General features: G+C 73.2%; 17 protein-coding genes. 9 read left to right on the top strand and 8 right to left on the bottom strand.

Annotated elements, in window-relative coordinates; translation table 11 throughout:
* Nucleotides 1–64: 64 nt before the first annotated feature.
* The 3 genes from FDP22_RS21470 to FDP22_RS21480 form a co-directional block, all read right to left on the bottom strand.
* Nucleotides 65–1,021: a D-2-hydroxyacid dehydrogenase family protein gene (locus FDP22_RS21470; RefSeq protein ID WP_138576223.1), complete on the bottom strand. Its 957-nt coding sequence runs from the start codon at nucleotides 1,019–1,021 to the stop codon at nucleotides 65–67.
* Between the two features lie 282 nt (nucleotides 1,022–1,303).
* Nucleotides 1,304–2,026, bottom strand: coding sequence for a response regulator transcription factor (locus FDP22_RS21475; RefSeq protein ID WP_138576325.1), 723 nt, complete (start codon nucleotides 2,024–2,026; stop codon nucleotides 1,304–1,306).
* A gap of 62 nt (nucleotides 2,027–2,088) precedes the next feature.
* Nucleotides 2,089–3,321, bottom strand: coding sequence for a sensor histidine kinase (locus FDP22_RS21480; protein ID WP_138576224.1), 1,233 nt, complete (start codon nucleotides 3,319–3,321; stop codon nucleotides 2,089–2,091).
* Nucleotides 3,322–3,823: 502 nt separating this feature from the next.
* Here FDP22_RS21480 and FDP22_RS21485 point away from each other — a divergent pair.
* The 5 genes from FDP22_RS21485 to FDP22_RS21505 all read left to right on the top strand — a co-directional run bounded on the left by FDP22_RS21485 (nucleotide 3,824) and on the right by FDP22_RS21505 (nucleotide 9,219).
* Entirely contained in the window at nucleotides 3,824–4,840 is a 1,017-nt protein-coding gene (locus tag FDP22_RS21485; RefSeq protein ID WP_138576225.1) for an ABC transporter substrate-binding protein, read from the top strand.
* A 65-nt stretch (nucleotides 4,841–4,905) separates the two neighbouring features.
* Complete coding sequence (locus FDP22_RS21490) at nucleotides 4,906–6,366, top strand: sugar ABC transporter ATP-binding protein (RefSeq protein WP_138576226.1); 1,461 nt, start codon at nucleotides 4,906–4,908, stop codon at nucleotides 6,364–6,366.
* A complete protein-coding gene (locus FDP22_RS21495; protein ID WP_138576227.1) occupies nucleotides 6,363–7,298 on the top strand; it encodes an ABC transporter permease in 936 nt (311 codons plus the stop codon). The genes FDP22_RS21490 and FDP22_RS21495 overlap by 4 nt, the downstream gene beginning before the upstream one ends.
* A gap of 53 nt (nucleotides 7,299–7,351) precedes the next feature.
* The gene (locus tag FDP22_RS21500; protein WP_170317831.1) at nucleotides 7,352–8,296 is read left to right on the top strand and encodes an ABC transporter permease; all 945 of its coding nucleotides are present in this window, start codon (nucleotides 7,352–7,354) and stop codon (nucleotides 8,294–8,296) included.
* Nucleotides 8,297–8,301: 5 nt separating this feature from the next.
* Nucleotides 8,302–9,219, top strand: coding sequence for an SMP-30/gluconolactonase/LRE family protein (locus FDP22_RS21505; RefSeq protein ID WP_138576327.1), 918 nt, complete (start codon nucleotides 8,302–8,304; stop codon nucleotides 9,217–9,219).
* Between the two features lie 5 nt (nucleotides 9,220–9,224).
* Here the strand turns inward: FDP22_RS21505 and FDP22_RS21510 are convergent, their stop codons facing one another.
* The 3 genes from FDP22_RS21510 to FDP22_RS21520 are packed head-to-tail and all read right to left on the bottom strand — an operon-like array spanning nucleotide 9,225 to nucleotide 13,140.
* Complete coding sequence (locus FDP22_RS21510; RefSeq protein WP_138576229.1) at nucleotides 9,225–10,325, bottom strand: SDR family NAD(P)-dependent oxidoreductase; 1,101 nt, start codon at nucleotides 10,323–10,325, stop codon at nucleotides 9,225–9,227.
* On the bottom strand, nucleotides 10,322–11,485 hold the full coding sequence (locus tag FDP22_RS21515) for a thiolase family protein (RefSeq protein WP_138576230.1): 1,164 nt from the start codon (nucleotides 11,483–11,485) through the stop codon (nucleotides 10,322–10,324). The genes FDP22_RS21510 and FDP22_RS21515 overlap by 4 nt, the downstream gene beginning before the upstream one ends.
* Nucleotides 11,482–13,140 carry an AMP-binding protein gene (locus tag FDP22_RS21520; RefSeq protein WP_138576231.1) on the bottom strand — a complete coding sequence of 553 codons (1,659 nt, stop codon included), beginning with the start codon at nucleotides 13,138–13,140 and terminating at the stop codon, nucleotides 11,482–11,484. The genes FDP22_RS21515 and FDP22_RS21520 overlap by 4 nt, the downstream gene beginning before the upstream one ends.
* 44 nt (nucleotides 13,141–13,184) lie before the next feature.
* On the opposite strand from FDP22_RS21520, the gene FDP22_RS21525 reads away from it, so the two are divergent.
* The 3 genes from FDP22_RS21525 to FDP22_RS21535 all read left to right on the top strand — a co-directional run bounded on the left by FDP22_RS21525 (nucleotide 13,185) and on the right by FDP22_RS21535 (nucleotide 15,755).
* Nucleotides 13,185–13,697, top strand: a complete 513-nt coding sequence (locus FDP22_RS21525; RefSeq protein ID WP_170317832.1) for a winged helix DNA-binding protein — start codon at nucleotides 13,185–13,187, stop codon at nucleotides 13,695–13,697.
* 653 nt (nucleotides 13,698–14,350) lie between these two features.
* Nucleotides 14,351–14,995: a DUF6655 family protein gene (locus tag FDP22_RS21530; protein WP_138576233.1), complete on the top strand. Its 645-nt coding sequence runs from the start codon at nucleotides 14,351–14,353 to the stop codon at nucleotides 14,993–14,995.
* Between the two features lie 364 nt (nucleotides 14,996–15,359).
* Nucleotides 15,360–15,755 (top strand): (R)-mandelonitrile lyase, encoded by a 396-nt coding sequence (locus FDP22_RS21535; RefSeq protein WP_138576234.1) that lies wholly within the window; start codon nucleotides 15,360–15,362, stop codon nucleotides 15,753–15,755.
* Between the two features lie 971 nt (nucleotides 15,756–16,726).
* Here the strand turns inward: FDP22_RS21535 and FDP22_RS21545 are convergent.
* Nucleotides 16,727–17,848, bottom strand: a complete 1,122-nt coding sequence (locus FDP22_RS21545) for a mandelate racemase/muconate lactonizing enzyme family protein (RefSeq protein ID WP_138576235.1) — start codon at nucleotides 17,846–17,848, stop codon at nucleotides 16,727–16,729.
* A gap of 465 nt (nucleotides 17,849–18,313) precedes the next feature.
* Nucleotides 18,314–19,459 (bottom strand): iron-containing alcohol dehydrogenase, encoded by a 1,146-nt coding sequence (locus FDP22_RS21555; protein ID WP_138576236.1) that lies wholly within the window; start codon nucleotides 19,457–19,459, stop codon nucleotides 18,314–18,316.
* Between the two features lie 189 nt (nucleotides 19,460–19,648).
* Between FDP22_RS21555 and FDP22_RS21560 the strand changes: the two genes are divergently transcribed.
* A complete protein-coding gene (locus FDP22_RS21560; protein WP_138576237.1) occupies nucleotides 19,649–20,083 on the top strand; it encodes an OsmC family protein in 435 nt (144 codons plus the stop codon).
* The last annotated feature ends 6 nt before the right edge of the window (nucleotides 20,084–20,089 follow it).

Here is a 20,089-nt window from a genome sequence, read left to right on the forward strand (position 1 = left end):
TCGGGCCGATTGGGCCCGGGCGTGCTCTCCCGGCATCGCTCGCGCGCGGGCCGCCCGGCGGCGCTCAGTCGAGCCGGCGCAGCGGCGTGCCGGCGGCCCAGGCGGCGATGTCCTCCACCGCCTCGGCATGGAAGCGGCGGAAGGTCTCGCGCGTGGCATAGCCCAGGTGCGGGGTGAGCAAGAGCCGCCCCGGGCCGGTGAGGTCGGGGGCCAGCAGCGGGTGGCCCGGCGGCAGCGGCTCCGTGTCGAACACGTCGAGCGCGGCGCTCATCAGGGGGCGGGCGCGCAGCGTGGCGAGCAGGGCCCGCGTGTCCACGACCGGCCCGCGCGAGGTGTTCACCAGCATCGCGTCGGGCTTCATCGCGTCGAGGGCGGCGGCGTCGATCATCCCGCGGCTGCGCTCCGAGAGCACGACATGGACGGAGACCGCATCCGCCTGCGCCATCAGCGCGTGCAGCGAGGGGCAGGCGAGCACGCCGAGCGCCTCGGCCCGGGCCGCATCCAGGTTCGGCGACCAGGCGACGACACGCATGCCGAGCGCCTGGCCGAGGGCCGCCATCTGTCCGCCGATGTTCCCCAGCCCGACCAGCCCGAGGGTGAGCCCGGCCAGATCGCGCCCCAGCGCGCGCTGCCAGCCGCCCGCGGCAAGGGAGGCCGATTCGGGCCCCAGCCGGCGCGCGAGGGCGAGCAGCAGCAGCAAGGCCAGCTCGGAGGTGGTGGTCTTGCGCGATCCGGTGCCGCAGACGGTGACGCCCCGGGCCCGGGCCGCCGCCATGTCGATGGCGAGGTTGCGCATGCCGCTGGTGACCACGAGTTTCAGCGCCGGAAGCGCCGCGATCAGCTCCGCCCCCAGCGGCATGCGCTCGCGCATCAGGCAGAGCACGTCGAAGGGCGCGAGGCGGGCGGCGCGCTCCGCCTCCGGAATCGGGGCGTCGAACACGGTGATCGTGGCGCCGAGGGAGGCCCAGTCGGCCATGGCGAGGGCGTCGCCGGTGTAGTCGTCGAGAATGGCGATGTTCATGCCCGGCCTCCGAAGCGCGTCTGCGCCGAGCATCTGGACCCGCCGCGGCCCGCTTGGCAAGCCCCCGGCGTGGAGCCGAAGCCTGCGGTCAGGTGAGGGGCGGCCCGGGCCTCCCGATCCCGCCGGCCGCGCCGCCCCGCTCCGCCGCGGCGGGGAAAAGAGCGGCGAAGCCATGTGCCGACATCGCGCCCGGCAGGCCGGACGGATGCAGGGCATGCCTGGTGGCCGGCGGGGGCGCGAGGCCGGCGCGGGTGCGGCGCCCCTTGCGGAGGCGCGGCCCGGTCAGCGCTCGCCGCGCAGCCAGGCCTGCAGCTTCACCTCGGCGCGTTCGAGTTCCTGGGGGTTGAGGATGCGCCGCTGCAGGGCGCGGGCCACGGCGCGGGAGCGCTGGTTGAAGTCGCCGGGGGCGAGATCGTCGCCCTCGGGCAGCACCTCCAGCTTGTCGTAGAGCCCGCGCAACCGGTTCTGCACCGAGCGCAGCGACAGGTGCTGGCGGCGGGCGATGCAGCGGTCGGTAAGGCCCAGGGCCGCGTCCACCAGCACGGCGTGCTCGGCCTCGGTGAGGCCGCGCTCCGGGCGGTTGCGGGCGTGCTGGATCTGGTGGACCTCGCGGTCGATGACGATCTGCGCCTCCAGGAAGATCGCGCGCAGCGCCAGTTTCAGCCGCTCGCCGGAGGCGGTCTTGAGCACGTAGCCGTAGGCGGCCTCCTTCGGCACGATGCGCGAGATGCCGCGCACGTAGGCCTCGTCGGAGTAGTTCGACCAGAACAGGATGCGGGTGGCCGGGCGCTCGGCCCAGATGGTGCGGGCGGCCTCGATGCCGGTGCGCCGGCTCATCTGCAGGTCCATCACCACCGAGGCGCAGCCGGGCTCGCGCGCCAGCCGCTCGCCCTCCACCCCGTCCCTGGCCTCCACGATGTCGACCAGCCCGGGCAGCGCGCCGCGCACCGCCTCGCGCAGATAGCTCGCGTGCAGCGGGTCATCCTCCACCACGAGCACCTTCATGCCGAGGCCGTCTGCGGGCGGAAGCACGGCGTCGTGGGGCGTGGACGGGTCGGGAAGGATCATCAGGCCATCTCCTGCGGAAGGGTTATGCGCACGCACGTGCCGGGGTGTCCGTCGCGGGGGCCGATCTCCAGCCGGGCGGAGATCAGGCTGGCGCGGGTCTGCATGTGGTTGAGCCCGCCGGCGCGGCCGCGGCGGGTGTCCGCGGCGGGCAGGCCGCGCCCGTCGTCGCGCACCTCCAGCGCGAGGCCCCGGCCCGGCGCCTGGCTGATCTCCACCTCCACCCGGCCGGCGCCGGCGTGGCGGGCGGCGTTGTTCACCGCCTCCTGCACGATGCGGTAGAGCGCGATGCGCACCGTGCTTTCCAGCCGGTCGGGGGCGTGGGAGGAGCTGTCGCGCACCTCGGTGCGCACCCCGGGCAGGCCGGCGGTGGCGCGTTCGAGGTGGATGTCCACCGCATGCACGAAGCCGAACAGCTCCAGCAGGGCCGGCATGGCGGTGTCGATGATCTGGCGCAGGTCCTGGATGCAGTCCTGCAGGCGGGGAACCACGGCGGCGGCGAGGCTGTCGCCGCGGGCCTGCTCCAGGTCGCGCACGATGCGGGTGAGGTCGGCGAGGGTCTGGTCGTGCAGGTCCATGCCGATGCGCTGGCGCTCCTGTTCCAGGGCCTCGGTGAGCTGCAGGGCGCCGAGGCGCAGCCCCTCCTCGCGCGCCCGGGCCGCGGCCTCCACGGCGGCGGCGCGCCGGGCGCGCTCCCCGGCGCGCAGGGCGTAGAAATAGGGCGAGAGCGTGTCGGCCACGTGGCGCACGTAGTCGAGCTCGCGCGCGCCGTAGGCCGCCTCGCGCTGCGCGGAGAAGTTCAGCGCGCCGATGATCTCGCCGCGCACCTTCATCGCCACGTTGATGCGGCTGCACAGGTTGTGCTCGAAGATCGGCTGGCAGAAGGCGCCGGGGTAGGTGTAGCGCGCGTCCTTCAGGGCGTTCTCGGAGAGCATCGCCTCCGTGCGCCCGGTCAGGATGTCGCGCACCGGGCTCACCGCCACCTGGCTGCGCTGCGTGCCCCAGAGCGTGCCGAGCCCGACCTCGTAGGAGGTGTGGAAGGCGTCGGCGCCATCGATCAGGCAGACGTCGAGGTGGTCATGGTCGAGGAAGTGCTTGATCTCCTCGTGCACGGCCTGCAGGGCGGACTGCACGTCGAGCTGGCCCGCGAGATGGCGCGAAATGCGCAGGAAATGGTGCAATTGTGCCTCGGCGGGGTCCAGGGCCGCGAGGCTGTGGTGCGCCGCGCCGGTCATGCCGCGGGCCCTGTGCCGTCGCGCATGGCGGGGCGGGCGGGGATCGCGTGGTCCTGCGTCATTGCGTCAACAGCCTCCCGAACTGCGGCCCGGCTCCTCCCCCCGCGCCCGCCCCGCGCCGGTGTCCGGAAGGGGGCGCCGCGGCGGGGCGCGGGTCATGTTTTTCCTGCGGGGAGCGGGTGTGCGAAAAACCGGAGCGGGGGGTCCTTGCGCGCCGCCGCGCGGGCGGGTGCGGCCGGGTGAAGCGGCGGGGGGACTGGCCCTTCCCTTTCGCGGTTTTTCGTGGTGTCGTCTCCCTGTTGCGAGAGAGTGGCGCAGGCGCGGGGCCGCTGGCAAGAGGGCTTGCGGGATCCCGCACCGGAGATGCGGAAAGCCGCAGATTTCCTGCGGATGATCTGCTTTACAGGACGCGCCTTCCTCCGCAGTCTTCCCCCATCCGGCGCAGACCGGTTTGAGCGACAGAAACCGGGCCCACCCCCGAGTGTGCCTGTGGGAGGAAAACATGATCAGCACGACCAGACTGCTCGGCATCGCCGGGCTTTGCGCCGCCGTCCCCTTCATGGGGCTGGCCGACACGTCCGGCAAATCCATCGCCCTGTCCAACAACTACGCCGGCAACTCTTGGCGCCAGGCCATGCTGGAGAGCTGGGAGACGGTGACCGGCAAGGCCGTGGAGGACGGCATCGTCTCCGCCGCCGACGCCTTCACCACCGCCGAGAACCAGGCCACCGAACAGGCCGCCCAGATCCAGAACATGATCCTGCAGGGCTACGACGCCATCGTCATCGACGCGGCCTCGCCCACGGCGCTGAACGGCGCGGTGAAGGAGGCCTGCGACGCCGGCATCATCGTGATCTCCTTCGACGGCATCGTCACCGAGCCCTGCGCATGGCGCATCGCGGTGGACTTCCGGGAGATGGGCCGCCAGCAGGTGGAGTACCTCGCCTCGCGCCTGCCCGGTGGCGGCAACCTGCTGGAGATCCGCGGCCTCGCGGGCGTGTTCGTGGATGACGAGATCCACGCCGGCATCGCCGCGGGCGTGCAGGAGCACCCCGATTTCAAGATTTCCGCCGCTGTGAACGGCGACTGGGCCCAGGACGTGGCGCAGAAGGCCGTGGCCGGCGTGCTGCCCTCGCTGCCCGAGATCGTCGGCGTGGTCACCCAGGGCGGTGACGGCTATGGCGCCGCGCAGGCCTTCGCCGCCTCGGGGCGCGACATGCCGATCATCGTGATGGGCAACCGCCACGACGAGCTGGAATGGTGGAAGAAGGCGCATGAGGAGAACGGCTACGAGACCATGTCGCTTTCCATCGCGCCGGGTGTCTCCACCCTCGCCTTCTGGGTGGCCCAGCAGGTGCTGGACGGCGCGGACGTGCCCAAGGACCTCACGGTGCCCTTCCTGAAGGTCACGCAAGGTGATCTGGAAGAGGTGCTCGCCTCCACCCAGGCCGGCGGCGTGGCGAACGTGGACTACACGCTCGACGACGCGAAGGCCGTGATCAGCGACGCCGCCCAGTAACGGCGCCCCTCCCGCGGGCGGGCCCGGTGGCCTGCCCGCATCCCCCTCCTGAGCGGGAGCCTCCCATGACCATCCCCCCCGACACGACCCCGGTCGTGGCGCTCGAGAACGCGCGCAAGCTGTTCGGCGCCGTCCGCGCGCTCGACGGTGTCACCCTCGCCATCGCGCCGGGCGAATGCCTCGGCCTCGTGGGCCACAACGGCGCCGGCAAGTCCACGCTGGTGAACCTGGTGAACGGTGGGCTGAACCTCACCGAGGGCACCATCCGCCTCGGTGACGGCGCGCCCTCGCCGGAGACCTCCATCGCCGCGGCGCGCGCCGGCGGCGTGCGCTGCGTGTTCCAGGAACTCTCGCTCTGCCCCAATCTCACGGTGACGGAGAATGTCCGCATCCCCCACCGCGCGCTGAAGGGCCGGGGCTGGCGGGGCCGGGCCCGCAGCATCGTGGCGGAGAAACTGGCGGAGATCTTCCCCGGCCATGCCATCGACCCGGGTGCGGCCGTGGGCGCGCTTTCCATCGCCGAGCGGCAGATGGTGGAGATCGCCATCGCCTTCTCCGTGTTCGACGAAGCCCCGCGGCTGGTGATCCTCGACGAGCCTACCTCCTCTCTCGACGCCGGCCTCGCCGAGCAGCTCCTCTCCCACGTGCGGCGCTTCTGTGCCGCGGGCGGGGCGATCATCTTCATCTCGCACATGCTGGGCGAGATCCTCGACATCGCCAGCCGCATCGTGGTGATGAAGGACGGCCGCATCACCGAGGAGCGCGCCCGCGGCGGCTTCGACCGGCAGGGGCTGGTGGACGCGATGGGCCATGTGGCGGCGGAGGGCGGCGGCGCGGCGCATGCGCAGGCCCGCGATCTCGCCACCGCGCAGATCGTGATCGAAACCCCCGACGGCCTGAAGGCCCGGCGCGGCGAGATCGTCGGGCTGGCCGGGCTCGGCGGCCACGGCCAGGCGGAGGCGCTGGAGCAGATCTGCCTCGGCAACTCCTCGTCCTGGCGGGGCACGCGCAGCCCGAAGGTGGCCTTCGTGGCCGGCGACCGGGCGCGCGACGGCATCTTCCCGGTCTGGTCGATCCTGCGCAACGCCACGCTCTCGCGCCTGCCCGCCCTCACCCGCCGCGGCCTGGTGGACGCAGGTGCGGAGGAGGAACTGGCCGCCGACTGGCGCCGCCGCATCGGCATCCGCACCGATGACCTCGACAACCCCATCCTGTCGCTCTCGGGCGGCAACCAGCAGAAGGTGCTCTTCGCCCGCGCCCTCGCCACCTCCGCGCCGGTGGTGCTGATGGACGACCCGATGCGCGGCGTGGACGTGGGCACCAAGCGCGACGTCTACGACATGATCCGGGCCGAGGCCGCGGGCGGGCGCACCTTCATCTGGTACTCCACCGAGACCGAGGAAGTGTGCCAGTGCGACCGCGTCTACGTGTTCCGGCTGGGCCGCATCGCGGCCGAGCTCACCGGGGCGGACATCACCGAGGAGAACATCCTCGCCGCCTCCTTCGAAATGGAGGCCGCCGAATGAACCGCGACCAGCTTCGCATTCTGCTTCCCGTCGTCTCGCTGGCCGTGCTCCTGGCCGCGGTGTTCTGGCTTCAGCCACGCGCGATGAGCTATCTCGGGCTGAACCTGCTGTTCAACCTCGCGGTGCCGATCGCGCTCGCCACCGTGGCGCAGATGATGATCATCATGGTGAACGACCTCGATCTCTCCATCGGCACCTTCGTGAGCTTCGTCGCCTGCGTCACCGCCACCCTGGTGCAGACCGACCCGCTGCTGGGCTACCTCGTTCTGGCCGCCGGCATCGCGGGCTATGCCGCGGTGGGCGCGCTCATCCACCTGCGCAACCTGCCGGCCATCGTGGTGACACTGGGCATGTCCTTCGTCTGGGGCGGGCTGGCGGTGCTGATCCTGCCCTCTCCCGGCGGCGCCTCGCCCGAGTGGCTGCGCAGCCTGATGACGGTGAAGCCGCCGCTGGTGCCGATGGCGATCGTCGCCAGCGTGCTGATCGCCGTGGTCTCGCACCTGCTCATCCGCCGCTCCTCCTTCGGGGTGGTGCTGCGCGGGGTGGGCGGCAACCCGGCCTCGGTGGAGCGCGCCGGCTGGTCGGTGCTCAAGGCCAGGGCCGCGGCCTACGCGCTGGCCGGGCTCTTCGGAACCCTGTCGGGCATGACGCTGGTCGGGCTCACCACGGCGGCGGACGCGAACATCGCCCTGCGCTACACGCTGCTCTCCATCGCGGGCGTGATCCTGGGCGGGGGGGAGTTCACCGGCGGGCGCGTCTCGCCGGTGGGGGCGGTGATCGGCGCGCTCACCCTGGCGCTGGCCAGCAGCTTCCTTTCCTTCATGCGCCTCAGCCCGGACTGGCAGATCGGCGCGCAGGGCGGCATCCTCATCCTGGTGCTTGCCGTGCGGCTGCTCGTCGGCCGTGGCCGCGGCCGGAGGCTGGCCGCATGACCCGCCCCGACAGTTCCGCCACCCACCCCCCGCACCGACACGGAGACACGCCCGTGACCTCGCTCCTCACCTTCCTGCGCAAGCCGTGGCTCTGGGCGTTCATCGCCGCCGCCGTCACCTTCGCGGCCACGGCGGCCGTCACCCAGGCCGGGGGCTTCGGGCTGGGCATGACCGCGCTCACCTTCGCCGCCTTCTCGGTGCTGGTGGGCATCGGGCAGATGTTCGTCATCACGCTGGGGCCGGGCAACACCGACCTCTCCATCCCCGCCACCATGACCCTCGCCGGCACGCTGGCGCTGAAGGCGATGGCGGGGGACCCGGCGCTGATACCGCTCGGCCTCGCCATCGCGCTGGCCAGCGGCCTCGGGGTGGGCGTGCTCAACTACGCGCTCATCCGCCTGCTCTCCATCCCGCCGATCATCGCCACGCTCTCCGCCTCCTTCCTCATCCAGTCCGCCGCCATCTGGTCGAACCGCGGGCTGCGGGTGAAGCCGCCGCAGGCGCTGGCGGATTTCGCCACCGGCAGCGCGCTCGGCGTGCCGAACGTGGCGGTGGTGGCGGTGGTGGTCGCCGCACTCGCCTGGGTGGTGCTGGAGCGTGCGCTCGCCGGGCGGCGGGTGCTCGCCATCGGGCAGAACCTGCGCGCCGCGCGCCTCGCCGGGGTTCCGGTGGACGCGGTGCGCTTTGCCACCTACGTGAGCTGCGCGGTGCTCGCCGGGCTCGCGGGCTTCCTGCTGGCCAGCTTCTCGGGCGGCGCGGCGCTGAACATGGGCCAGGAGTACCTGCTCATGTCCATCGCGGTGGTGGTCATCGGCGGCTCCTCCATCGCGGGGGGCAATTCCAACGTGCCGGGGATCTGGGGCGCCTCGCTCTTCATGTTCCTCATCGTCTCAATGCTCAATTCCTACGGCGCCGGCGCCGGCGTGCGGATGATCCTCACCGGGGTCATCATCATCGCCATCGTCGCGGCCGCAGGCGGAAGGAAGGTGTCCCGGTGACTCTCCTGCTCGAGGATATCTACGACATCCGTGACCCGCGGTTCCGCGCCCTCATCCAGCCCAACGCGCGGCTGGAGCGCCTCGCCACCGGCTGCCGCTGGACCGAGGGCCCGGTGTGGTTCGACGACCAGCAGTGCCTGCTGTTCTCCGACATTCCCAACGAGCGCATCCTGCGCTGGAGCGAGGGCGGGGCCAGCGTGTTCCGCGCCCCCTCCGGCTTTGCCAACGGCCACACGCGCGACCGCGAGGGCCGGCTGGTGAGCTGCCAGCACGGCACGCGCTCGCTCACGCGCACCGAGCCCTGCGGGCGCATCACCACACTGGCGGAGCGTTTCGAGGGCAGGCGGCTGAACTCGCCCAACGACGTGGTGGTGCATTCGGACGGCGGCATCTGGTTCACCGACCCCACCTACGGCATCCTCTCGAACTACGAGGGCTACCGCGCCGTGCCCGAGCAGCCGGCGCGCCGCGTCTACCGGCTGGACCCCGATACCGGCGACATCGCGGCCGTGGCGGCGGATTTCACCCAGCCCAATGGCCTCGCCTTCTCCCCCGACGAGGCGCTGCTCTACGTGGCGGAATCTGGTGCGAGCCATGACGCATCGGTGCCGCCCGTGATCCGCGTCTTCGACGTGCAGGACGGCCGCGCCCTCGGCCCGGGCCGCGATTTCGCCACCATCGACGCCGGGATCCCCGACGGCCTGCGGGTGGACGAGTTCGGCAACCTCTGGTCCTCGGCCGAGGACGGGGTGCACTGCTTCGCCCCCGACGGCACGCTGATCGGCAAGATCCGGGTGCCGGAGGTGGTGGCGAACCTGTGCTTCGGCGGGGCGCGCCGCAACCGGCTGTTCATCACCGCCACCACCAGCCTCTACGCGGTCTACGTGGAACCCTCCGGCATCCAGCTGCCGCGCCGCGGCTGAGCGCCTTACGCCCCGCGCCCCACCGCTTTCCCCTCGGTGGCGGCGCGGGCCAGCAGGTGGCGCGAGACCGGGTCCGGGAACAGTTCCTGAACGCCGCTCTCCAGCGCATCAAGCGCGGCACGGGCGAGGGCGGGGAGGGCGAGGCGCGGGCCCGCCACCTCCTCCGTTCCGGGCAGGGCGAGCGGGCCGGGGTATACGCCGATGGCCCGGCCGCCGCTGGCCGAAAGTGTCTCGCGCAGCCCGGTGAGCCAGGCCTCCGCCGCCGCGAGGGCCGCGGAAGGCGCGGGGCGCGCGGGGTCCGGCACCCGGGCCTCGATGCCGAGCACGGCGAGCCAGGCCGCCCCCGCCAGCACGGGCGCCAGCGCTGCGGCAAGGCGCGCGGGCGCAAAGCAGGTGGCGGCCATTTCCTCCTCCAGCGTGCCGGTGCCCGGCCCGGGCACCGAGACGACCAGCGCAAGCGGCCCGGTCATTTCCACCACATCTGCGAGGGCGGAGATATCGAGCGGGCGCGCCCCCTCGGCCCCCGCCAGCGCGGGGTCGAGCGGCCCGCCGTGCCCGAGCCAGACCGGTCCCGCCCCGCGCGCGAGCAGGGCGCGGGCGAAGGCGGCGCCCACGGGCGTCGTGGCGTCGGTCACGAGGGCGGGGCCCCGGCCAGTGACAGCGGCGATCTGGGTGAGCATCGGGTCTTCCTCTGCGGCTTGTTCCGGCTGGGCGAGCAGGCAGGCCATGCCGGCGCGGTCGGTGGTGAGGCTGAGGCGCACCGGGCCGTCCTCGACGCAGGCGGCATGCACGAAGCAGGTGAGCACCGCGCCGCTCTCGTGGCGCACGAGCCCCAGCCGCCAGGGCGCGGGCCGGCCGGCGCGGGCCTGGAAGAACGGCTCCAGCGAATGGCTCAGCCGGGTGCCGGCGAGGAGGTGGCCCTTCGGGGCGACATCGCGCCAGCGCAGGTCCCCCGAGAGGCAGGCGGCGCAGATCTCCTGCGGGGGGTACTGCACCGCGCCGCACTCGGTGCATTCCTGAAGTGCAAAACGCCCCTCCGCCGCTCGGGCGGTGAGGCCGAGGGCGGGGGCCGAGCGCAGGCGCGGGGGCAGGGCGGGCGCGCTCATGCTGCCGCCAGCACGGCCGCGCCGCAGCTCAGGCCCCGGTCATAGGCGATCATCCCGAAGCCGCTCACGAGGCCGATGCGCGCGCCGGGCACCGCGCGCTCCTCGGCCCGGCCGGTGAGCTGGCGCAGGGTTTCGGTGAGGCCGAGAAAGCCCCCCGCGGCCCCGGCCTGCCCGGTGGAATGCTGGCCGCCGCCGGTGTTCATCGGGAAATCCCCCGTGGGGGAAAGGTCATGCGCGGCCACGAAGGCCCCGGCCTCGCCCTTCGCGCAGAAGCCGAGATCCTCGAGCTGCAGGAAGGAGATCACCGGGTAGTCGTCATAGCTCTGGAACAGGTCGACGCCGGCGGGAGTGGTGCCGGCGGCGGCGAAGAGCGTCTCGCGGTCCGCCGCCCAGCCGCCGCGCTCCTGCACGGGGTCATCGGCATAGGCGTTGTGGCGCTCGGTGGCGGCGAGGAGGTGGCAATGCGGCAGGCCGCGGGCCTCGGCTTCCCCCCGGCGCATCACCAGGAAACCCTCGGCCCCGGCGCAGGGCATCACGCAGTCGAGCAGCCGCACCGGCGCGGAAATGGGGCGGGAGGCGAGGTAGTCCTCCAGCGTGATCGGCTTGCGCAGCAGGGCGCGGGGGTTTGGCCCCGCATTGGCGCGCTGCGCCACGCAGAGCCGGCCGAAGTCCTCCGCCACCGCGCCGAAGCGGCGCATGTAATGGTCGGTGATCATGGCGAAGGAGGCGTTCGGCCCGCCGGCCCCCACCGGATAGACCGCGTCCTGCGAGGCTTGGGAAAACCGCGCCGTCGCCTCGCGGAAGCCGCCCGGGGCGCAGGTGTCGCCGGCGATGCAGGCGACGATCCCGGCGTCGCCGCTCTCCACCGCGCGGGCGGCACGGCGCAGGGCGACGATGCCGCTCGCCCCCCCGAGGGGGATGGTGTCGAGCCAGGTTGCCTGCAGCCCCAGCGCGCGCAGCAGCCCGATGCCGCTGTCGGGGTAGAGCGAGAAGCTCGACACGCAGAGCCCGTCCACCTCCCGCTTCTCCAGCCCGCTCTCCGCCAGCAGCCCGCGCAGCGCGGTGCCGATGAAATACTGGGCCCCGCGGGCCGAGAAACGCGCGTAGGGCACGCTCACCGGGCAGGCGAGCACCACGTCGCGAAAGGCGGCCCGGCTCATGCGCCGCGCGTCCGCAGCGCCTGCTTCCCGGCGCGGAAATCGAGCGCTCCGGGGGCGGTCTCGGGCGCCTCGGCGAGGTCGCGCAGGGCGGCCTTGCGCACCTTCTGGGTGGAGGTGGTGGGCATCTCCTCCACGAACACCACCCAGCCGGGCACCTTGTAATAGGCGAGCTGGGAGGCGCAGGCCTCAAAGAGCGCGCGGGCCAGGGACGGGCGGTCCGCCCCCTCCCCGGCCAGCACCACGGCCATCACCTCCTCGCCGCGCAGGGGGTCGAGGGCGGCGATGGCCGCCACCTGCCGCACGCCGGGCACGGAGGCCAGCACCTGCTCCACCTCCACCGCGGCGATGTTCTCGCCCGAGCGGCGGATGATGTTCTTCTTGCGGTCGACGAAGAACACCGCGCCGTCCGGCCCCTGGCGCATCACGTCGCCGGTGTGCAGCCAGCCGCCCTCCCAGGCGGCCTCGGTGGCCTCCGCGTTCTTCAGGTAGCCCGAGAAGAAGCCGCGGCGCGGGTCGGGGCCGGCGGCGCGCAACACCAGCTCGCCGGGTGTGCCGGGGGGCACGTCGGCGCCGGCATCGTCGAGAATGCGGATCTCCATCGCCGGGCCCGGCCGGTCCGGGCGGCCGATGCAGCGCTCGCCCACGTGACGCGGGGCCTCGACCGCGCAAAAGGTGCCGGCACCGCCGGTCTCGGTCATCGCCCAGCCCTCCAGCAGCGGCACGCCGAAGCGCGCCTCGAAGCGCGCGTGGTGGCCCGGGTGCACCCCGCCGCCGAGGCCGAAGCGCAGGGAATGCCCCCGGTCCTGCGGCGCTTCGGGCAGCTCCAGCAGGATGGCGGGCATCACCCCGAGGTAGTGGAAACAGGTGGCGCCGGTCTCGATCGCGGTCTCCCACCAGTCGCGCGGGTGGAACCGGTCGATGATGATCTGCGCGCCGCCCGCCCCCAGCATGCCCATGAAGGAATGGCCCATGGCGTTCACGTGGAAGGTGGGCAGGGGGGTCATCAGCCGCTCCGCCCCGGGGGTGAGCGAGATCGCCCCGCCCTGCGCCGGGTACCATTCTGCCCAGCCGAGGAAGAAGCGGTTCGACAGGATGCAGCCCTTGGGCCGCCCGGTGGTGCCGGAGGTGTAGATGAGCGCGCATTCCGCATCGATGCCGCGCGGGGCCTTCGGCCTGGCGGGGGCGGGGGGCGGCGCCTCGTGCGGGCCGATCACCGGCAAGCCCAGCCGGGCGGCGACGGGGTCGACCTGGCCTGCGCGGGCGGGCAGGCGCACCGCGAGCACGCTCTCGGAATGGGAGAGCAGGTAGTCCAGCTCATCCTCCCGGTAATCGGGGTTCACCGGCACGATGGCCGCGCCGAGCCCGTTCAGCGCCAGCCAGTGCAGGAAATGCTCCGGCCGGTTCTCCAGCAGCAGTGCCACGCGGTGGCCGGGCCCGTAGCCGGCCGCGGCATAGCGGGCGATGAGCCGGGCCACCTCCGCCTGCGCGTCACCGTAGCTCCAGCGCGACCGCGCCGCGGACCAGAGCGCGGCGACCTTCTCCGGCAGCACCAGCAGGTCGTTCTGCGGCTGCGCGGCGGCCCGGGCGGCGAAGAGGGCATACACGCTGGCGGCGCGTTGACTTTCGAGGGTCGATGGGTCTTGCTGCGCCGTCATGCTGGGTCCTGTCGATCCGGAAGAACGTGGGAGGGGCGCCCGACATGGTGCCAGGCAACCCCGATGGGGAGAGAGGGGCCGCGGCCGAAGGCGGCCTGGCCGAGTTCGAATTCGCGCTCTGGCACCTCGGCGCGGCCTTCGCGCGCTGGCGCCGCGACTGTTTCGCCTCGGTCTGCGATCTCGGGCTGGGGGGCACGGAGGCCTCGGTGCTGCATGTCGCCCACATGAACGACACCGCGAAGAGCCTGATGGAAATCGCCCGTCTGCTGCACCGCGACGACCTCACCAACCTGCAATACGCCGTGAAGAAGCTGCTGCGCCTGGGCCTGCTGGAGAAGCGCGGCGCCGCGCGCAAGACCATGACCTACGGTGTCTCGCCGCGCGGGCGGGAGATCGTGGAGGCCTATCTCGCCGAGCGCCGCCGCATCCTGCTGCGGCTGCACGCGCGCATGGGCCCGGTGGCGCAGGAGCTGGGCGACACGGCCACCCTGATGCACCTGCTCGTGGGCGTCTATGACCAGGCAAGCGAACTGGTGCTCACCCGCAGGCCCGAGTGAGGGCAGCGGAGCCGTGCGGGGCGGTGGCGGGGCCGGGAGGTGGGGCATGGTGACGATCATTCCCTGCGAAGCTGTCATTTATAAGGTGATTTGCCGAATAAACCAGCCGTGATCTCGCAGGGGCCCGGCAGGTGGCAGAGTGCGCACCGACGAGACGCGACTCCCCCCGGGGCGTGACCGTGTGGAGGCACTCCAAGGGCCTGCCTGGAAAGGCGTGCCCGGCAGGCCGGACGCGCCCTTCCCCCGCGGCCGGGGCAGCAGCGCCCGTGATCGCCGCGCGCGGGCTGGTGGCTGCGGGAATCGGCCGGCGCCCGCGCCCGGGCCCCGCCACCGGCCGTGGACGGGTGTGCCCGGGGGGTCCCGTGGCGGCGCACAAGCGGAGCAGGCCGCGGCGCTTCTGCCTCAGTTCCGGGCAGCCCGCGCCGGGCCCGGGCGGTCCCGAACCCCGCTCCCGCAGACGGCGCCGGCATGCTGCAAATTTTTGGCGGACGTGTCATGCTGCACATGCTAAGGCGGAAGGATGAGGCGGTCCGGCGAGGCCCTGCCGCGGGGCTCCGCCCCGGGTGCGGGGACGCAAGGAGGCTCCGGCGCCGGGGTGCCCGACAGGGTGGGGCCGGCTGACAGAACCAGTATAGAACGGCGGAGAGGCAGCTTTGGCGTTACGTATCGCAAGGCTCACCGCGCTTTCGGCCCTCGGGTTGCTGGCGGCGGCATGTTCGAGCAAGTCCATCAGTACCCCCGCGCGCACCGCGACGGAGCAGCTGCTGATCTCCACCGCGGTCGACAAGGCCGCGGAGAAGATCGCGAAATCCCTGCAGGTCGAGGGCAAGGTCTTCGTGGATGCGGCGTATTTCGAGGGCTACGATTCGAAATACGCCGTGGCGACCATCCGCGACAGCCTGCTGCGCCACGGCGCGGCGCTGGCCGAGAGCCGGGAAACCGCCCAGACCATCGTGGAGATCCGCACCGGGGCGCTGTCGATCGACACGGAGAGCTCGCTGCTCGGCCTGCCGGAAATCAGCCTGCCGATTCCCTTTGCCGACATGGCCTCCACCCCGGAGATCGCGCTGTTCAAGCAGGACACCACCGAGGGTGTCGCGAAGTTCGCCGCCACCGCCTATGACCGCGAGACCGGGAAGATGGTGTCTTCCACCGGGCCGCAATACGGCTTCTCCCACAAGGCGGACTGGATCCTGATGCTGCTGGTGACCTGGAATTCGACCGATGCCCTGCCCGAGGGCGTGGAGCCGAAGCCCGAGCCCTGGGAGCCCTGGGACACCTGGGAGCTCTGGGAGTAGCCCCCGGGGACTATCGCCATCGGCGAGGAGCGGGCCCGCGTCGTCGCCCCCCGGGCCGGGGCGGCGGATGGCCAGTCATCTGCCCTGCTCATGACAGTCAGAGACATCGCGCCATTAAGGTGGCGCGCCGGGCGTGATAGGTCTCATGCACCGGTCGGGCGCAGGCTGTCTTGCGCGGCGTGTCGGGCTTGGCCGGCGCTGGGAGGGGAGCGTCGCCTCACGCACCGCCGGGCCTGTATCGTGCCCTTCGAGCTTGCGGGGCCCCGGCGCGCCCGGCGGCTCCTGACGGTATGCCGCCCGGCCTTCGCCCGCCGCCCTGACTGTGACATGACCACCCGATGACCATTCCGCGAAAGGACGTCCCATGAAGATCACCCGTTCCGGCGCCACCCCCTCCGCAAGGGGCCCGGCCGAATATTTCACCGGCACCGTTCGCCTGGACCCGCTGTTTGCAGCGGAAGAGCCGGGCCGCGTCGGCGGTGCGCATGTCACCTTCGAGCCCGGAGCGCGCACCGCATGGCACACCCACCCCGCCGGCCAGACACTGATCGTGACCTTCGGGCGGGGTCGCGTCCAGCGCGTCGGCGGCCCGATCGAGGAGATCAGCGCCGGTGACGTGGTCTGGTTCCCTGCGGGGGAGAAGCACTGGCACGGGGCTGCGCCCGACACGGCAATGAGCCACATCGCCATCCAGGAATCCATCGACGGCACCCCGGTCACCTGGCTGGAGCAGGTCACGGAGGCGGACTACCTGGGCTAGGCGCTCCCCGACAGGGGGCGCGGGGCGGGGAAGGCCCGCGCCATCCGCAGCACTCCGGGCGGATCGGCGCGGCCGCGCAGCCGGCTGCGGTCTGTGCCCCGGTCGGCGATGGGGATGCGCCGGACATCGGCCCGCCAGATGCGCCCCGCGCACCGGGGCAGTGGTGCGCCTGCCCGCCGGCCGGCGGTGGTGCCCTCTCCGGCCATCGGCTGCCGAAGCCTTCCCGACGATGCAGGGGAGGCCGGTGATCCATCCGGCGGCGACCGCACCCGTGGAGGACTGCCCGCCGGGACTGACTGCGCGGCGCCTCCGCGGGCGCGGATCGCCCCGGCGGCGGAACCGACATCGAAGGCAGGCCCTTCTGCTGTGCGGGAATTTCACGGACCGCGTCGCCCTCGCCCCTGTCGCGCGCCAGCACTGCTTCGCCCCTGCCGCAGGGCAGCGCGACTGTCGGTGCCGGAGGCGGGCCGCCCCCTGGTCGCGCCATCGGGCGGCCCGGCCCGCCGTCCGATCCACGATGCCCGCTGGCGTCATCGCCGCGCCGGAGGCGGGCGTTGCGAGGGCAGCGCCGCGCCCGGCTGCTCCACCCTCGTCAGGGCGATGCCGGGCCGTTGGCCACGGCGGGGGGAGCGGCTTCGCTGTGACGGCTGCGCGGCTGCCGCGCGAGCGCCGGAAAGGCGGGGAGGCCGCGTGCCCCGCCGCGTGCCGGACGCCGGCGCCCGTGGCCGGCAGGGCCTCCGCGCCTCGTGATGCCCCGGGGCCGTCGTGCCGGGCGGCGCTCCTGAAGGCCGCGCCCGAAATCGTCCGGACCGGGTGAAAAGAGAAACCATATGGTTTACCTTCCGGGTCCGGCCCCAAGGGCTTTCGCGTCCCCGGACAGGGCCGGATCAGCGACCTCCCGAAGCTTGCGGGAGCGGCCCCCTGCCGGGCCCCGCGTCGCGGTGGTTCGGCGGGCGGTTCCGGAGGAGGCGTCAGAGGGCGAGGGCCGCGAGCCGGTCTTCGTCCAGCGTCAGGCCGAGGCCCGGCGTGTGGGGCAGCGTGAGCCAGCCGTCCTCGGCGCGCAGCGGGCTGGCGAGTGGGTAGTCGCGGCGCTCCGGCGACCATTCGGGCGGGTCGAAGGGCCATTCGAGGAAGGGCACATCGCCGATCCCGGCTGCCAGATGGGCGTTCGCCAGCACGCCGATGCCGTTCGTCCAGCTGTGCGGCGTGAAGGTGAGGCCGGCCTCGCGCGCCATCAGCGCCACCCGGCGCAGGCCGGTGATGCCGCCCACCAGCGCCACGTCGGGTTGCAGCACGTCGAGGCAGCGGCCCTCGATCAGGTCGCGGAATTCGTGCAGCTCGCGGGTCATCTCGCCGCCGGCGATGCGCAGGGGCGTGGCGGCGCGCAGGGCGGCCATGCCGCGGCGGTCGCCCCGGTGCAGCGGCTCCTCCATCCAGTGGATGTCGAGCGGTTCCAGCGCGCGGGCCACCTCCAGCGCGTCCTTCATCGTCCAGGGGGCGGAGGTGTCCCAGGGCATGCGCCAGCCCTGGTTGCAGTCGACCATGAGCTCCATGCGGTCGCCCACCCGGGCGCGGATCGCCTCCAGCGCCGCGAGATCCTCGCGCCAGCCGCCGCGCCCGCCGGCCGAGGAGGTGAAGCGCACCTTCATCGCGCGGAAGCCGGCCGCGAGGAAGTGCTCGGCCTGCCCGGCCATCGCGCCCGGGTCTCGCAGCACGCCGGAGGAGGCGTAGAGCCGCACCCGGTCCGCCCGACCGCCGAGCATGCGCCACACCGGCTCGCCGGTGATCTTCCCGGCGAGATCCCACAGCGCGAGGTCCAGCGGCCAGCAGCGTCCGCCGTGGAACTGGATGTGGCTGAGCACCTCGTAATGGCGTTCGAGATGGCGCGGGTCCTGGCCGATGAACAGCTCCTCGTTGCCCTCGAAGCCGACCATGAGGTCGCCCGAGCCGATGCCCGTGCGGCCCTCGCTGTCGTGCACGCGCACGATGGTGGCATCGAAATGCCGGCGCGGCCGCCCGTCCCAGCTCGCCTTGAACGGCGGGTCGAGCGGCAGGCGGTGATGGCTGATCTCGATGGCGACGATGCGGGTCATGGCAGGCTCCGGCTCGGCTGAAGGGAGAGGACGCGGGCCCCGGCGCGGCGCGGGGCGCTTCCACACATATGGCGCGGGGCCGCGCCGGGAGGCATGCGTGGGATGGTGCCGCGTGGCATGCGCGGGAGGGTGCCGTGAGGCGTGTGCGGGATGATACCGCGAGACATGCGCGCGACAGTGCCACGGGACGTGTGTGGGGTGGTGCCGCGTGCCATGCGCGGGATTGTGCCGTGAGGCGCGCCTGGTGCGGTGCCGTGGGAGATGTGGGACGCCGTGGCGCGCGTGGGGCGCGAGGCGCGGCCGGGGGAGGGTCGGGGACCGGCGGGGCAGGGGCCGGCGCGCTCGCCCGGACAGGGGGGGAGGGCGCGCGCCGGGCGCGGGGGGCGCCGCGGGTCGGGCGACAGGCGGCGCCGTGGCGTGCCCGCCGGGCGGCGCTGGCCCGGCGCGCGCTGCGCCGCGGCCGCCTCATGCGGCGGTGTCGAGCATGGCGCGGGCGAAGCCGGTCAGCTCCTCCGGCGTCGCCCGGGCCCGGTGCGCGGTGAGCATCGGGGCGCATTCCGGCCCGGAGACGGCGCGCACCAGCGCCTCGGGCGTCACCGCGCGGAAGGCTTCGGGCAGGGCCAGCGGCGCGGCGCAGCGCGCCACGAGATCCTCCCAGGCCTCCGGCAGGGCGGCGGCGCAGGGGCAGCCGCAGGCCTGCGCCGCGGCCTCGATCTGCGGCGTGGGCCGGGCGACCAGCCAGCGCAGGCTGACCCCGAAGCCGAGCGCCGTCGCCAGCCCGTGATGCACGGGCGCCAGCGCCGCGGCGCCATGGCTGAGCGCATGGGCGATGGCGGTGCCGCAATTGTCGATCGCCACCCCGGCATGGAAGGCGCCGAGCAGCAGCGCCTCGCGCGCGGCGAGGTCTTCCGGCGCCGCGATGGCCCGGGGCAGGGCCTTCGGGATCAGCCGGAGCGCGTGATGGGCGTGCAGCGCGGCGCCGGCATGGCTGCGCGCCGAGGTGGAGGCCTCGAAGGCATGCACGAAGGCGTCGAGCGCGCACCAGGCGGTAAGCGCGGGCGGCAGGCTCACGGTCAGCTCCGGGTCCAGCAGCACGAGGCGCGGCTTCAGCTCCTGCCCCCAGGCCCAGAGCTTGCGGCCGTCCGGCCCGGAGAAGATGCAGGTGGCGCAGCTCTCCGCCCCGGTGCCCGCGGTGCTGGGCACCAGCAGGCTGGGCAGCGGCTCCGGCGGCAGGGGCGTCGCGGCCAGCGCATAGGCCATCGGGTCCGGCGCGCCGGGGATGCAGGCGGTGGCGAGCTTGGCGATGTCGAGCGCCGAGCCGCCGCCGATGCCGATCACCAGGTCCGCCCCCGCCGCGCGCCCCGCCTGCGCCGCCGCCGCCACATGGGTGGATTTCGGCTCGCCGGTGAAGGCGGTGAACGGGGAGACGGCGAGCCCCTCCGCCGCCAGCGCGGCCAGGGCGGGGGCGAGCAGCCCCTGCGTCTCCAGGAACGGATCGGCGACGAGCAGCACCCGTGCGTGCCGGCTCAGCGCGGCGGCCTCCCGGCCGATCTGCCCCAGGGCGCCGGGCCCGCAGATGGTCGCCGGGACGGGCGCTGTGGAATAGGTCATGCGGGTCCTTTCTCGCAGGCCATCGGCTCTGCGCTCAGGGAGCATCGGGCCGCCCGTTGCGTCAAGGCCGCTTGCACAAATCGGGCGTTTCCGCCGCGAAGGGGTTCGAAAGCCGCGGGGCGCGCACTAGGTCATGCCGTGGCGCGGGCACGGCCCCGCCCCCCTCACACATGAAAGCGAGGCAAGCCCATGACGATCAAGAAAACCGGTTCCGCCGCCTGGGAAGGCGGCCTGAAGGATGGCAAAGGCACCATCTCCACCCAGAGCGGCGCGCTGAAGGAGCATCCCTACGGCTTCAAGACCCGCTTCGAGGGCGTGGCCGGCTCCAACCCCGAGGAGCTCATCGGCGCGGCGCATGCCAGCTGCTTCACCATGGCGCTGTCGCTCATCCTGGGCGAGGCGGGCCTGACGGCGGAGCGCATGGACACCACCGCCACCGTGAGCCTGGACCAGGTGGACGGCGGCTTCGCCATCACCGCCATCCACCTCGACCTGAAGGCGAAGGTGCCCGGCACCACGGCCGAGCAGTTCGCCGATCTCGCCGCGAAGGCGAAGGCCGGCTGCCCGGTGTCCAAGCTGTTCGGCTCCAACGCCGACATCAGCCTCGACGCCGCCCTGGTCTGAGCGCGG

Source organism: Paroceanicella profunda (assembly GCF_005887635.2).
In the GTDB taxonomy this organism is placed as follows: domain Bacteria; phylum Pseudomonadota; class Alphaproteobacteria; order Rhodobacterales; family Rhodobacteraceae; genus Paroceanicella; species Paroceanicella profunda.